This is a genomic window from Halococcus sp. PRR34 (assembly GCF_028617175.1).
In the GTDB taxonomy this organism is placed as follows: domain Archaea; phylum Halobacteriota; class Halobacteria; order Halobacteriales; family Halococcaceae; genus Halococcus; species Halococcus salifodinae.
On the sequence record NZ_JAQJDA010000001.1, the window covers coordinates 442597 to 455228 of the forward strand.

14 protein-coding genes and 1 tRNA gene are annotated in these 12632 nt (G+C 65.5%); 8 read left to right on the forward strand and 7 right to left on the reverse strand.

Annotation, left to right across the window (positions count from 1 at the left end; all coding sequences use genetic code 11):
- Positions 1-268: 268 nt before the first annotated feature.
- Both PHA81_RS02295 and PHA81_RS02300 read left to right on the forward strand, forming a co-directional pair.
- Positions 269-1015 (forward strand): PAC2 family protein, encoded by a 747-nt coding sequence (locus PHA81_RS02295; RefSeq protein ID WP_005045568.1) that lies wholly within the window; start codon positions 269-271, stop codon positions 1013-1015.
- A complete protein-coding gene (locus tag PHA81_RS02300) occupies positions 897-1370 on the forward strand; it encodes a phage terminase large subunit family protein (RefSeq protein WP_273834940.1) in 474 nt (157 codons plus the stop codon). Before PHA81_RS02295 ends, PHA81_RS02300 begins: the two co-directional genes overlap by 119 nt.
- On the opposite strand, the gene PHA81_RS02305 is transcribed toward PHA81_RS02300, so the two are convergent.
- Positions 1371-2225, reverse strand: a complete 855-nt coding sequence (locus PHA81_RS02305) for a translation initiation factor eIF-2B (RefSeq protein WP_273834942.1) — start codon at positions 2223-2225, stop codon at positions 1371-1373. It abuts the gene before it with no gap.
- A gap of 425 nt (positions 2226-2650) precedes the next feature.
- Here PHA81_RS02305 and PHA81_RS02310 point away from each other — a divergent pair, with 425 nt between their 5' ends.
- Complete coding sequence (locus PHA81_RS02310) at positions 2651-2944, forward strand: hypothetical protein (RefSeq protein ID WP_005045566.1); 294 nt, start codon at positions 2651-2653, stop codon at positions 2942-2944.
- 38 nt (positions 2945-2982) lie between these two features.
- Positions 2983-4386, forward strand: a complete 1404-nt coding sequence (locus PHA81_RS02315; protein WP_049910364.1) for a 5'-nucleotidase C-terminal domain-containing protein — start codon at positions 2983-2985, stop codon at positions 4384-4386.
- Here PHA81_RS02315 and PHA81_RS02320 read toward each other — a convergent pair.
- From PHA81_RS02320 to PHA81_RS02330, 3 genes are read right to left on the reverse strand one after another with little or no spacing between them, the layout of a single operon-like run.
- A complete protein-coding gene (locus tag PHA81_RS02320) occupies positions 4376-5833 on the reverse strand; it encodes an RtcB family protein (protein WP_005045564.1) in 1458 nt (485 codons plus the stop codon). The two genes, PHA81_RS02315 and PHA81_RS02320, sit on opposite strands and share 11 nt — an antisense overlap.
- Before the next feature lie 60 nt (positions 5834-5893).
- Positions 5894-6319, reverse strand: coding sequence for an archease (locus PHA81_RS02325; protein ID WP_005045563.1), 426 nt, complete (start codon positions 6317-6319; stop codon positions 5894-5896).
- A complete protein-coding gene (locus tag PHA81_RS02330) occupies positions 6316-7221 on the reverse strand; it encodes a DUF502 domain-containing protein (protein ID WP_005045562.1) in 906 nt (301 codons plus the stop codon). Before PHA81_RS02330 ends, PHA81_RS02325 begins: the two co-directional genes overlap by 4 nt.
- Positions 7222-7307: 86 nt before the next feature.
- Here PHA81_RS02330 and PHA81_RS02335 point away from each other — a divergent pair, with 86 nt between their 5' ends.
- Positions 7308-7811, forward strand: a complete 504-nt coding sequence (locus tag PHA81_RS02335; protein ID WP_005045561.1) for an N-acetyltransferase — start codon at positions 7308-7310, stop codon at positions 7809-7811.
- Between the two features lie 170 nt (positions 7812-7981).
- Here PHA81_RS02335 and PHA81_RS02340 read toward each other — a convergent pair.
- Positions 7982-8055, reverse strand: a tRNA-Val gene (locus tag PHA81_RS02340).
- Positions 8056-8137: 82 nt separating this feature from the next.
- On the opposite strand from PHA81_RS02340, the gene PHA81_RS02345 reads away from it, so the two are divergent.
- Entirely contained in the window at positions 8138-8665 is a 528-nt protein-coding gene (locus PHA81_RS02345; RefSeq protein ID WP_273834948.1) for a DUF192 domain-containing protein, read from the forward strand.
- Between the two features lie 105 nt (positions 8666-8770).
- Positions 8771-10708, forward strand: a complete 1938-nt coding sequence (locus tag PHA81_RS02350; RefSeq protein WP_005045559.1) for an ABC transporter ATP-binding protein — start codon at positions 8771-8773, stop codon at positions 10706-10708.
- 12 nt (positions 10709-10720) lie between these two features.
- On the opposite strand, the gene PHA81_RS02355 is transcribed toward PHA81_RS02350, so the two are convergent.
- The gene (locus tag PHA81_RS02355) at positions 10721-11047 is read right to left on the reverse strand and encodes a DUF5789 family protein (RefSeq protein WP_005045558.1); all 327 of its coding nucleotides are present in this window, start codon (positions 11045-11047) and stop codon (positions 10721-10723) included.
- A gap of 170 nt (positions 11048-11217) precedes the next feature.
- On the opposite strand from PHA81_RS02355, the gene PHA81_RS02360 reads away from it, so the two are divergent.
- On the forward strand, positions 11218-11964 hold the full coding sequence (locus tag PHA81_RS02360) for a creatininase family protein (RefSeq protein WP_273834949.1): 747 nt from the start codon (positions 11218-11220) through the stop codon (positions 11962-11964).
- Here the strand turns inward: PHA81_RS02360 and PHA81_RS02365 are convergent, their stop codons facing one another.
- Positions 11965-12483, reverse strand: coding sequence for a DUF5790 family protein (locus PHA81_RS02365; RefSeq protein ID WP_049910371.1), 519 nt, complete (start codon positions 12481-12483; stop codon positions 11965-11967).
- Between the last annotated feature and the right edge of the window lie 149 nt (positions 12484-12632).

A 12632-nucleotide genomic window follows, 5' to 3' on the forward strand; every position in this document is an offset into this window, starting at 1 on the left:
CCGAAGCCCTCGGCCGCGAGGTGCAAGCGAAGCGAGCATGGTTCGAGGTGCCTTCGGCGTCTCGTCATCACGAGGAGCGCTCCGCGCCTCTCGAACGACCTCGGAACGAGCGAGCGGCGAAGCCGCGAGCGCCTCGACCTTCATCCGCCAGGTACCGCAACCGCACCGCCACCACTGCCCCGCGACCGCGTCCACCCCCAAAATCGCGATTCATGGCGCGGCTATCGACCAGGAAACGACTAAGCACCCGCCGGTCGTGGATCGAAGCATGGCCGAAACGACCCGGACCAGTCCCGACGCGACGTTCGACGTGGTCCACGACGCGGAGCCACCGGAGACGCTGCTCGCGGGCTTCGCGGAGTTCGGAATGGCCGGCCTCACCGCCGCCGACTCGCTGGTCGATCAGCTCGATCTCGAACAGACGGGCCACATCACCGCCGATCGACTTCCGGCGATCACCCCGTTTTCCGACGGCGTAGCGCGTCACCACACCCGCCTGTTCTCCCGCCCCGATCTCGATCTCACGGTGTTGGTCGGTGAGCTGTTCGTCCCGCTGCCGGCCGCCGCCGCGCTGGCCGAGTCGGTTCTCGAATGGACGGAGGCGAACGGGGTTACGGAGACCACGGTGCTCTCGGGGGTGCCGATGGCCCACGGGCCCGACGAACACCGGTCGTTCTACGTCGCCACCGAGGCGTACCGCGAGCGACGGCTCGACGGCGTCGACGCCCAGCCGATGGGCAACGGCTTCCTCGATGGTATCAACGGGACGCTCATGGCCCGTGGCATCGACTCGTCGCTCGACGCCTGCGTGCTCACGACGCCCGTGCATCCGCTCGCACCCGACGCCGAGGCCGCCGCGAGACTGCTCGAAACCGCCGACGCGATCTACGATCTCGGTGTCGACGCCGGCCCACTGCGCTCGTTCGCGGAGGAGGTCCGCCAGCACTACGAGAGCCTCGCCGAACACGTCGAATCGACCGAAGACCACCGCTACGACGACCAGATGTTCAGATAGCGCGCCGCCCCGACACGCACCGCCCCGGCACGCACCGCACCGATCGCTCGATTCCGTTCACCATTCTGCCCCATTGATTGGCGAAATAGTTCATCTGAGGGAACTCTTCGCCAGACGTATATTCGTCGCAGCCGTACCGTCGGTCATGACCCGATCGGAACGCCGGCCACCGCCGGACGGCGGCACCCGGAGAAAAACGACGTTGTACTGCCCGGACTGCGGCCACGAGAGCACGATCGATGGCGACTGGCGCGTCGAACACACGACCGACGACGATCGCGACCGCGCCGCCTACATCTGCCCCGAGTGTGGCGCAGTCATCGCTCGTCGGCCCGCCCGGCTCGCGATCGCGTAGTCAGTCGAGCGCGCCCATCCCCTCGTCGGTGATGACCGAATCGAGCAGCTCGGTGGGTGTCGCGTCGTAAGCGGGGTTTTCGAGCCGAAACCCCTCGGCCGGTTCGCGCATCACTTCACTGCTCGATCGGAACTCGTTCTCGAAGACGAACCCGTCGTCGATGATCTTCGCCCCCGAACCGATCACGGTGACGGGGACGTCACAGGCCGCGGCGGTCGCGGCGATCGGGAAGGTCCCGACCCGGTTGTAGAGGGTGTCACCGACGATGCAGTCCATCCCGAAGAGAGCGCGGTCGCACTCGGAGAGGAAGTGGCCACAGGCGCTGTCGACGATCAGATGTGGCTCGACCCGGTCGATCCCCGCGAGGGTGCGCGCGCTTTTGCGCCCGAGATAGCGCGGACGCGCCTCGGTCACGTACACTTCGATCGCGGCCCCGTCGCGCGCCGCGAGCTCGATCGCCTCCAACACTGTGGAGGAGTAATCGTGGGTCAAGACGGTCATCCCGTCCTCGATCGCGGCTGCGCCGTACTCCGCGGCCCGACGTTTGGCCATCTCGACCCGCTCGATCACGGTGCGGATCGCCTCGCTGGTGCGGGCTTTCGCGGCGTCGATGTCCGCGGGATCCGCGTCCATTACGCTGTCGACGATCTCGCGCTGTGTGTTCTGGAGCGAGGCGTGAGAGGGATTGGCCTGGCGGAGTGCGGTCGCGTTGCGCTCGACGTCCCGGAGATAGTCGTCGAGGCTCCGGAACTCCCGCTCGGTCAGCGTTTCGAGCGCGTGGGCGGCCTTGACGGCGACCACAGAGGAGGAGTGGGTCCGCATCTCTCGGATCTCCTCGACCGTCTCGTCGATCATACCCCCCATGTGTCGGGTCGCGGTGAAAGCCCTTCCCCTCCACCTTTTTACTTCGTCGGGGGGGGGGGGGGGGGGGGCCGCCCCCCCCCACCAAAAAAAAAAAAAAAAACCACACCCCCCGCCCCCACCCCGGCGGGGGGGGGGCGGCCGCGGGGGGCTCCGCCCCCCGCCCCCCCACCACTCCTCGCAAAAATCTGGACCAAAAACACCCGCTCGTTCGCTCCGCTCACTCGCGGTGAAATCACTGGCGCTTTCCGCAACTACTACCGCACCGCCGAAGCCCTCGGCCCGCTCCGCGGGCCTCGCCCTTCATCCACCAGGAACCGCCGCCGCACCGCCACCACACCGCTACCACCGCACCACCACCACCACACCACTACTGCCGGGGACACCGGAGCTATATGCGATCGGTCCCACCAGCCAATATGGTCGCCGTCCGGTACACCTGCCCGCGCTGCGATGCGGTCGTCACCCTCGACCGCAACGCTTCTCTCGCTGACAAATCGGTCACGCCGTTCGGGCTCGACGACTGGGAGTACGCCGCCCCGTACGAGGAGTTCGAGGAAAGCGACGGCGTCGAGATCGTCTGCGGGGCGAGCGAAACCGACGGTGAGGGCTGCGGCGAGGTGTTCTATCTGAACTTCGTGAAATACGAGTTGGGCCGCGAGGTCGACGCGCGCACGACGCCGGCCGACGTTTCGTTCGATTTTCTTCGGTAGCCCGAACGCCTTTGTTCGCCGCTGCTGTCTCCCCCGGTGTGTCGCTTCGTCTCCTCCATTACGCCGATATCGAGAACGCCTACGACGATCCCGAACGGATCGGGCGACTCGCCGGTCTCGTCGACCACCTGCGTGACGAGGAGACGGTGGTCACGGGAGCCGGCGACAACACCGGACCCGGCGTGCTCTCGCTCGTGACGCAGGGACGACAGGCGCTCGATTTCTTCCAGGCGGTCGATCCCGACGTTGACACCTTCGGTAACCACGACTTCGACCACGGCTCGGACGCCTTGCTGTCGGTCGTCGACGACTCGCCACAGCCGTGGGTGTGTGCGAACGCCTTCCAGAACGGCGAACGGTTCGCGGCAGCCGAGGGTGCCATCCCGTGGACCGTCGTCGAGGCAGGGGATCGTCGGGTCGGTATCGTCGGCGTCACTCACCCTGAGACCGCCACGATCAATCCGAACGCAGCCGACGTTCGGTTCACTGACGCGATTCAGGCGGTCGAGACGGGCGTCGATGCGCTCCAGGACGAGAACGTCGATCGGATCGTCGTGATTTCTCACCTCGGCGACGACACCGAACTCGCCCGGATGGTGAATGTGGACGTCGTGCTCGGCGGCCACGATCACGAGGCGCTGGTCGAACGCATCGATGGGACGCTCGTCTGTCGGCCAGGCGGAACGGGTCGATACCTCCTCGAAGTCTCGTTCGATGGCGATCGGCCGCGGGCGACTCATCACACAGTCACCGATGGCCCACTCGATACGGATATCACGGCGACGCTTCGCGACCGGATGGACACAGCGGGACTCACGGAGGTCGTCGGTACTGTCGAAGAACCGATCGTCTGCGATCTGCAGGCCTGCAAGCGCGGCGAGAGCAGGATCGGGAATCTGATCGTGGATGCCTATCGATGGCGGACGGGAGCGGCCATTGGTCTCAATTCGGGTGGTGGATTTCGCCGACAGCCGCCACTCACGGGGGACGTGACGGCCTTCGATCTCGTCGGCGTCACGCCGTACGGTGCGGATCTCGTAGTGCTGACGATCGATGGCAAGGACCTGCTGGCAACGCTTCGACACGCTGCGCTCGCGAGAGCCGCCGACGGCCTGCCACGCTGGCACTTCAGTCACGTGAGCGGTGCGGAACTCGTCTGGGACGATGCGAAGAACGAGCTTCAAAAGGCGCGCGTCGATGGGTCTCCGGTGGATCCGAACACGACGTATGAGATCGCGACTACCGAGTTCTTCGTCGCGAACGACGATCTGTTTCCGGCGTTCGGACCGGACGACGTCGTTGCGAGCTACGGACTCCAGTACGAAGCAGTCGTGGAGTACGCGCGCGAAACTGGCCTCGATCCCGAACGTGACGGGCGAATCCAGCGACCGACGCTCGAAGCGGGCGACGTTCCCGAGCGCGATTGGCCGTTCAGCCCTTGATGTTGCAGACCGGGAACGTCCGCGCGACCGTGTCGCCGATTCCCAACTCGTCGGAGACCCGCACCACCTCGTCGACATCCTTGTAGACGCCCGGTGCCTCCTCGGCCACCGTCGCGCCGCTCTGGGCCTTCACGTACACCTTCTGTTCTTCCAAGTCGTCCTGGACGTCCTCGCCCCAGAACTCGTTTTTCGCCTGAGTCCGACTCATCGTCCGACCCGCGCCGTGGGCCGTCGAGCCGAACGTCGTTTCGAGCGACGCCTCGCCGCCACGGAGGACGTAGCTCCCCGCGCCCATGCTCCCCGGAATGATGACGGGCTGGCCGACGTCGCGGTACGCGCTCGGGACTTCCGGATGGCCGGCCGGGAACGCCCGCGTCGCGCCCTTCCGGTGGACGTACAGTTCGCGTTCCTCCCCCTCCACATCGTGAATCTCTTTCTTCGCGATGTTGTGCGCGACGTCATAGAGAAGATCCATCTCCATGTCTTCCCACGAGCGATCGAAGACGCGCTCGAACACCTCGCGCGTGCGGTGCATGATGAGCTGGCGGTTGACCCACGCGTAGTTGATCGCGGCACACATCGCGCCGTAGTACTCCTCGGCGAGTTGGCTCCCGGCGGGTGCGGCCGCGAGCTCCTTGTCCGGGAGTCGATCGAGCAGCCCAGGATGGGCCTGTTCAACCTCGCGGGTGTACTCGGTACAGACCTGGTGACCCAGCCCCCGGCTCCCGCAGTGGATCAACACCACGATCTGGTCCTCGGTGAGGCCGTACGCATCCGCCACGTCCTCCCGGAAGACGTCGGTCACGCGCTGGACTTCGAGGAAGTGGTTGCCCGAGCCGAGACTCCCGATCTGGTTCTTCCCGCGGTCTTTCGCCTTCTGTGAGACCACGCCTGGATCGGCGTCCGGTCGGCGACCCTCGTCCTCGCAGTGTGCGAGGTCGTCCTCGACGGCGTAGCCCTCTTCGAGCGCCCAGTCCATTCCCCGTTCGAGGATGGCCTCCACGGTGTCGATGCCCGACTCGACCACGCCACCGCCGCCGAGTCCCGAGGGGATGTTCGCGAACAGCGACTCGACCAGCTCTTCCTCGTGGCCCTCGACGTCTGCGTAGGTCAGATTCGTCGTCATCATCCGGACGCCGCAGTTGATGTCGAATCCCACCGCTCCGGGCGAGATACATCCGTTCTCGGCGTCGATTCCTGCGACCCCGCCAACCGGGAAACCGTAGCCCTGGTGGCCGTCGGGCATGCAGATCGCGTACTTTTGCACACCGGGAAGGTGCGTCGAGTTCTTGAGCTGTTCGAGCGTCATGTCGTCCGAAATCTCGTCCAGCAGCGCCTCGCTCGCGAGCACCCGTGCGGGCGCGTTCATCTCCCCTTCTTGGGGGATCTCCCAGACGTACTCCTCCACTCGTTCGAGCGTGATCCCGTCGGCGTCGTAGGTGTCCATACCGAGGCCTACTCCGGCGTTGCCCGAGAGGGTTTCGTCTCCCGGGCCGCTCGGCTCACACTACACGTCGAACACGACGTAGGCTCGCCAGCCGTCGGCGGTCCGTTCGATGCGCATTTCGGAGTACGTGACTGCCTTCACCTCCCGCGCGTCGACGGTTTCGAGCGGGACGCCACGTGCGCTCGCGTCGAGCTGCCAGGCGTCCGCCTCTTGCGCACCGCCGTCGTGTCGGATCGTCGCCTGGTTGTCGACCGGCAGAACGCCCCTCACGTCGCGTTGGTAGATGAGTTCCGCGAGGTACTCGTAGAGCAGCGCCTCCCGGTTTTCGGCCGACGCGGTGAGATCGAAACGCGCGCCGTCCGCCGGAACCGACTCGCACATCGCCGCCGCCAGTCCGTCGGCGACCGCCGCGAAGGCTCCGTCGAGGCTAGAGCCGTCGGCGGCGACCGCGACGTCGGCCGTGTGTTCCCGGAGTTCGAACGTCACGACTCCTCGTTCCGGGCCGTTCCGTCGTTAGTCTTGCTGATCGCCGGTTCGGCACCGTCCGTCGCACCCACGATCGCCTCCTCGGTATCGGTGGGCTCGGTCGGTTCGGTGCTCTCCGAACTGGCAGGCCCGGCACCGCCGTACCGCCCGAGCGCGGCGAGTTCGTCGGCCGAGAGACTCGTCGCGTCGTCGGTGTCGCCGATCGCGACGCCGCTGGTGACGATCGCGCTGACGGCCTCCTCGACAGTGAGATCCACGTCGTAGATCTGCTCCGCTGGGACGTGGATCAGGAACCCTCCCATCACGGGGTTCGGCGCGAGCGGCATGAACAGCGTTCGGAGGTCGTCGTGGCGTGCGGCATCGTCGACCGAGGCGGGCGGTTCGGCGGTCACGAACGCGAAGGAGTAGGTCCCTTCGTTCGGGAACTCGATGAGCTTCACCTCCTGAAAGCTCGACGTGTCGCTCTCGATCAACACGTCGCTCATCCGCCGGAAGCTGGTGTAGACCGATCCAACCCCCGGAATCGCTTCCATTGCGGTGTGAAAGAGCTTCGAGAACTCGCGGTCGGAAGAAGTGTGGGTGGCGACGATCCCGACGCCGAGGATGATCGCCACCAGCACGAGAACCGTCCCGAGTTCGATGAGCACGGAGCCGAACTCCGGCCCGAGGCCGAGCGAGCGCGCCATCACCACCATCGGGCTGACGAGCCCGAAATATCTCGCGACACCGACGATCGGCGTGAGGAGGTCGCTGACGAAGTTCAACACGAACGCGAGCACCATCACCGTGATGAGAAACGGGATCGTGAGCGCGGCCCCAGTGATCACCCACTCGCGGAGCGTTTCGCGAACTCCCGCGTTCGTCCCCGGTGCGGTCGTCGCAGCGGCATCGACATCGGACATACCCTCGCCTGACTGGAGCCCCACGCGAAAGCGTTGTGCATGCACGGGCGGTGGAATTATATCGATGCGCCCGCTACCGGTCTGCAGTGAGCGTCGATGTCACGAAACGTGTCGTTGAGGCGGGCAGCGACGAGCACGTCGACGCCGCGTGGGAGCTGAAAGAGCGCATTCGTCGCGAGGACGCCGTACTCAAACAACGCCACGGCTTTTTCGCCAACGCCTATCGTCGCGCGACCGTCCATCTCCTGTTCGCGGGCGTCCACGGCAGCGAACACGACTCGGAGGCGGACGATCTCATCGGGTTTGCTGCCGTTCGCCGCGACGGTTACGTGCTCTTTCTCGCGGTCGATCCCGCCCACCGCGGCGAAGGGTTCGGTCGCAAACTCATGGCGACCGTCGCCGACGAACACGACTCCGTGACCTGTCACGCCCGCGCGACCAACGAGGTCGCCATCGATTTCTACGAACACATCGGCTTCGAGATCAAACGCCATATCGAAAACTACTACGAGGACGGCGGTGCGGCGTACTACCTCAAACTCGGCGGTGGCGGCCTCACCGATCGGCTTTCGGAGTTCATGCGGCGCTGACCGCTGCTCGCTGTCGCTTGCAGGAACTCATGGGCTCGGGCGGATTCGAACCGGAGCCAGACGGTCGTGCTCGCTCCCTGCGGTCGCTGTGCGCGCTGCGACTGCCGGGGTTCGAATCGCCCTCGCGTGATACGGACGCGCGGCCCACGTCCGTTCGCCGCGGTCCAGTATGGGCTCGGGCGGATTCGAACCACCGACCTCGGCCTTGTAAAGGCCGCGTCATAACCACCTAGACCACGAGCCCCGCATCCGACCAATCGGTGCGGCGCGAATAACCCTTTCTCTCTGTCGGAACGCTTAGGCCGTCCCCGACCCACGATCGAAGTATGACGCTCCAGCGCGCTCTCAACGTCGTCGGCGTGATCGCGGTGCTCGCGCTGGTGCTCACCGCGGCAGTCGCGGCCGGAGTCGTCCCGCCGCCGGGGGCGTTCATGGGTGCGCCCGACAACGGCGATTACGAGCGCACGGAGGTGACGATCACCAACAACTGTAGTCAGGTTCTCGGCACCGTCGACGTCCGGATCGCCGACACCTACCAGCAGAAGTACACCGGACTGTCGAACACCACGTCGCTCGCGAACGGCTCCGGCATGCTGTTCACCTACGAGGAGCCGGCCGAACACACCTACGTGATGCGGGAGATGGATTTCCCGCTCGACATCGTCTTCATCGGGGCCGACGGCCGGATCAACGCGATCGAGAGCGCGCCCGCACCGGGGCCGAACGAGAACGGCGAGAACATCCAGCGTACCGGCCAGGCACAGTACATCCTCGAAGTGCCGCGCGGGTGGATGGCCAGCCACGGAATCCACGTCGGTCATCGGGTCGACATCGACCGATCGGATCGACGATAGGAACCGGGTTCGTGGCGGCCACGAACCGAGCTCTGCGCCGTAACTATGGGGTATTTTCTCAGGGTTACGAACGCTTTTAGGCACGTGTCGGCTTGCAGTGTAGTAATGGGTATTTCTACTGAGGACGACGATCCTTTCGAAGATCAACGGGAGGGAACGGAGAACGCGATGCGGCGGTTGTTTGCGGTCTACGGCCGCGAAAATACGTTTTCGTTTGCAGTCGGGACACTGACGAGTCTCGTCGCTCGGATTCTTGACCTGCTGCCACCGCTGTTGCTCGGGATCGCCATCGATTCGGTGTTTTATCAGCAAAAACCGTTCGGGCTGGCGTTCGTCCCACAGGGGTGGCTGCCCACGACCCGAACCGGCCAGTTCTGGCTGCTCGGTGGACTGATCGCGTTTGCCTTCTTCGGCGGCGCGGGCTTTCACTACGGCCGGAACTGGGGATGGAACGCCTTCTCCCAGAACATCCAGCACCAGGTCCGGACGGACACGTACGACAAGATGCAGCGCCTGAACATGGACTTCTTCGCCGACAAGCAGACCGGCGAGATGATGTCGGTGCTCTCGAACGACGTCAACAGGTTAGAGCAGTTCCTGAACGGTGGGATGAACTCGGTGTTCCGGCTCGCAGCGATGGTGGTTGGCATCTCGGTGATCATGTTCGTCACCAACTGGCAACTCGCCATCATCGCGCTGTTGCCGGTTCCGCTGATCGCCGGGTTCACCTACTACTTCGTCAAGAAGATCCAGCCCAAATACGCCGAGGTCCGCTCGACCGTCGGGGAGATGAACTCTCGTCTGGAGAACAACCTCGGCGGGATCCAGGTCATCAAATCGACGAACACCGAGGGCTACGAGTCAGACCGCGTCGATGACGTCTCACAGAGCTACTACGACGCCCAGTGGGGTGCGATCGATCTCCGGATCAAGTTCTTCCCCACGCTCCGAGTCATCGCGGGCATCGGCTTCGTCGCCACGTTCGTCGTCGGCGGGTTCTGGGTCCTCAACGGTCCGTTCGGCCCGTTCACCGGCAGCCTCTCGCCGGGCCTGTTCGTCGCGTTCATCCTCTACACCCAACGGTTCATCTGGCCGATGGCGCAGTTCGGACAGATCATCAACATGTACCAGCGCGCCCGCGCCTCCGCAGAGCGCATCTTCGGGTTGATGGACGAGCCGAGCCGGCTGGACCAAGACCCCGACGCCGGGAATCTCACTGTCTCCGAGGGGCACGTCGAGTACGACGACGTGAGCTTCGGCTACGAGAGCGAGCGTGGCGAGACCGGCTCCACGGTGGAGAACATCTCCTTCGACGTGTCGGGCGGCGACACTGTGGCGCTCGTCGGCCCCACGGGTGCCGGCAAGTCCACCGTCCTGAAGCTCCTGCTCAGGATGTACGACGTCGACGAGGGCGAGATCCGGATCGACGGCCAGGACATCGACAGCGTGACGCTGTCGAGCCTTCGGAAGTCGATCGGCTACGTCAGCCAGAACTCCTACCTGTTCTACGGCACGGTGAAGGAGAACATCGCGTACGGCTCCTTCGACGCGACCGACGAGGAGATCGTCGAGGCCGCGAAGGCCGCCGAGGCCCACGAGTTCATCCAGAACCTTCCGGACGGGTACGACACGATGGCCGGCGAACGCGGCGTGAAGCTCTCGGGCGGCCAACGCCAGCGCATCACCATCGCGCGTGCGATCCTCAAGGATCCCGAGATCCTGGTGCTCGACGAGGCGACGAGCGACGTCGACACCGAAACCGAGATGCTGATCCAGCGCAGTCTCGATCGGCTGACCGCCGACCGCACCACGTTCGCGATCGCCCACCGGCTGTCGAGTATCAAGGACGCCGATCAGATCGTGGTTCTCGAGGACGGCCAGGTGCACGAGCGGGGCAGCCACGACGCCCTCATCGACGAAGACGGGCTGTACGCGAATCTCTGGGCGGTCCAGGCCGGCGAGATCGACGAGCTGCCACAGGAGTTCATCGAGCGCGCGACCCAGCGTCAGGCACAGACCGAGGCCGAAGCCGGCGACGACTGACGCGGGGCCGGGTTAGAGCGACTCCGCGTCGTCGCCGTTGCGATCGGGTTCCGTCGAAGGGCCTCGATCGGAGTAGCCCTCACGACCGACGGCGTCGGCGTCGACCATGTTCTTGACCATCGTCGTGACTTCGTCGGTGTTCTGATAGGTCTGGTCTTCGTCCTGGAGGGGTTCGAGGATTTCTTCGAGGGAGGTGCTCCCATCGGGCAGACCGATCTCCGCGTCACCGTGGCGTTCGATCACCGTTTCGTTGTCGACAGGGTAGTTCATGGATTCGAGCTCGTCCTCGACGTCGCCGAACTCGATACCGTGCTCTCTGGCGTCGTCTTCGTCGGTCATGGTGCAGCGGATCGACGCACAGCGACGGCAAAGGAGTTGTGCCTGCTTTACTGTCGGAGAGCCGACTTCACCAGCCGATGACGACGACTCGGTGGACAGTGACGAGCATCGCAGTCGACTCTGGAGGGGGCTCTCCGGCAGTATAAGCCTCCGGCGGCGTTCACCCCGATATGGATCTCACCGAGGCGACGTGGACCGACGCCGACGCCGCCGAGACCGACCTCGCGCTCCTCCCCGTCGGCAGCACCGAACAGCACGGTCCCCACGCCCCGCTCGGCACCGACCGCCTCACCGCGCGTGCGGTCGCGGCGGCGGGCGCGGAGCGCTACGAGGAAACCCGCGACACCGAAGTGGTCGTCGCACCCACCATTCCAGTGGGGATCGCCGAGGAGCACCGTCAGTTCGCCGGGACGCTCTGGGTCACACCCGATACCCTCCGGGAGTACGTCCGCGAGACCGTCGCGAGCCTCGCCTCGCACGGCTGGGATCGGGTCGTGCTCGTCAACGGCCACGGCGGCAACGTCGGTGCTCTCAGAGAGGTCTGTGGGACGATCACTCGCCACGACGCGGCCTACGCCGTCCTGTTCACGTGGTTCGAGGCCGCTGCGAGCCTGTCCGAGATGGGCCACGGGGGACCGATCGAGACCGCGCTCCTGCGGGCCATCCACCCTGACCTCGTCCGCGAGGATCGCATCAAGGAGGCACAGGACGGAGCGAGCGAGACGTGGGGCGAGTGGGTCTCGGGGACGAACCTCGCGTTCGATGCGGCAGAGTTCACCGACAGCGGCGCGGTCGGCGACCCCGGAGAGGAAAGCGCGGAACGTGGCGAGGAACTGCTAGAGGACGCAACGACGGCACTCGTGACACTGCTGGAAGCCATCGAGGAACGGGACGTGAGCCGACCGGCGAGGAAGTGACTACTCGGCGGCCTCTCCAGTTTCATCCGTCTCGCTGGAGGCGTCAGTCGCGTCGGCGTCGTCCGCATCGCCGCTCTCACCTGCGCCGTCTGCGTCGTCCGTGCCGTCTGCGTCGTCCGCATCCGCAGCCTCGCTGGCGTCGTCGAGCGCCCCCCGAAGTTCGGGGACCGTACTCGAAAGCTCGTTCGCGTGGTCGTGGGCGGTCTCGACGTCCTCCAGTACGGCTTCGAGTTCCTCGATCTGGTCGGCGAGGTCGTCGGCGTCGTCGAACGCGTCGGCGCGCTCGCCCATCGCGTACCACTTCTTTGCGTCGCGGAGGCGTTCGGCGGCGTCGCCGGTGTCGAGCGCCTGGCCGAGCGCGTTGAGCACCCCGAGGGTGTTGTCGGCCTCGACCATCCAGATCGCGTCGGACGCGGGGAGCGCGTCGCGCGCCGCCGCGAGGTCGGCCTCGACATCGCTCCGGACGTCCGCTGCAGCCTCGTCGAACAGATCGTCGTCCTCGAACGTCGACTGGCTCATACCCGTGTGGTTCGTCAGCACGTGGTTTAAACCCGCGCCCGAAAGTGAAAGTGAAAACAACCGATTTCGCCGTTCGCGACCCGTTTTCGGTATCGTTCCGATCGGGTCGGAGTCGTCGGACGTCACAACGCTTACTTTCCAGCCGGGAG

Bases quoted from the DNA above. Each gene is read 5' to 3' on its own strand.
- PHA81_RS02295 (WP_005045568.1), top strand. From the start codon at position 269: ATGGCCGAAACGACCCGGACCAGTCCCGACGCGACGTTCGACGTGGTC.
- PHA81_RS02305 (WP_273834942.1), bottom strand. From the start codon at position 2,225: ATGATCGACGAGACGGTCGAGGAGATCCGAGAGATGCGGACCCACTCC.
- PHA81_RS02310 (WP_005045566.1), top strand. From the start codon at position 2,651: ATGGTCGCCGTCCGGTACACCTGCCCGCGCTGCGATGCGGTCGTCACC.
- PHA81_RS02320 (WP_005045564.1), bottom strand. From the start codon at position 5,833: ATGGACACCTACGACGCCGACGGGATCACGCTCGAACGAGTGGAGGAG.
- PHA81_RS02330 (WP_005045562.1), bottom strand. From the start codon at position 7,221: ATGTCCGATGTCGATGCCGCTGCGACGACCGCACCGGGGACGAACGCG.
- PHA81_RS02345 (WP_273834948.1), top strand. From the start codon at position 8,138: ATGACGCTCCAGCGCGCTCTCAACGTCGTCGGCGTGATCGCGGTGCTC.
- PHA81_RS02350 (WP_005045559.1), top strand. From the start codon at position 8,771: ATGGGTATTTCTACTGAGGACGACGATCCTTTCGAAGATCAACGGGAG.
- PHA81_RS02355 (WP_005045558.1), bottom strand. From the start codon at position 11,047: ATGACCGACGAAGACGACGCCAGAGAGCACGGTATCGAGTTCGGCGAC.
- PHA81_RS02360 (WP_273834949.1), top strand. From the start codon at position 11,218: ATGGATCTCACCGAGGCGACGTGGACCGACGCCGACGCCGCCGAGACC.
- PHA81_RS02365 (WP_049910371.1), bottom strand. From the start codon at position 12,483: ATGAGCCAGTCGACGTTCGAGGACGACGATCTGTTCGACGAGGCTGCA.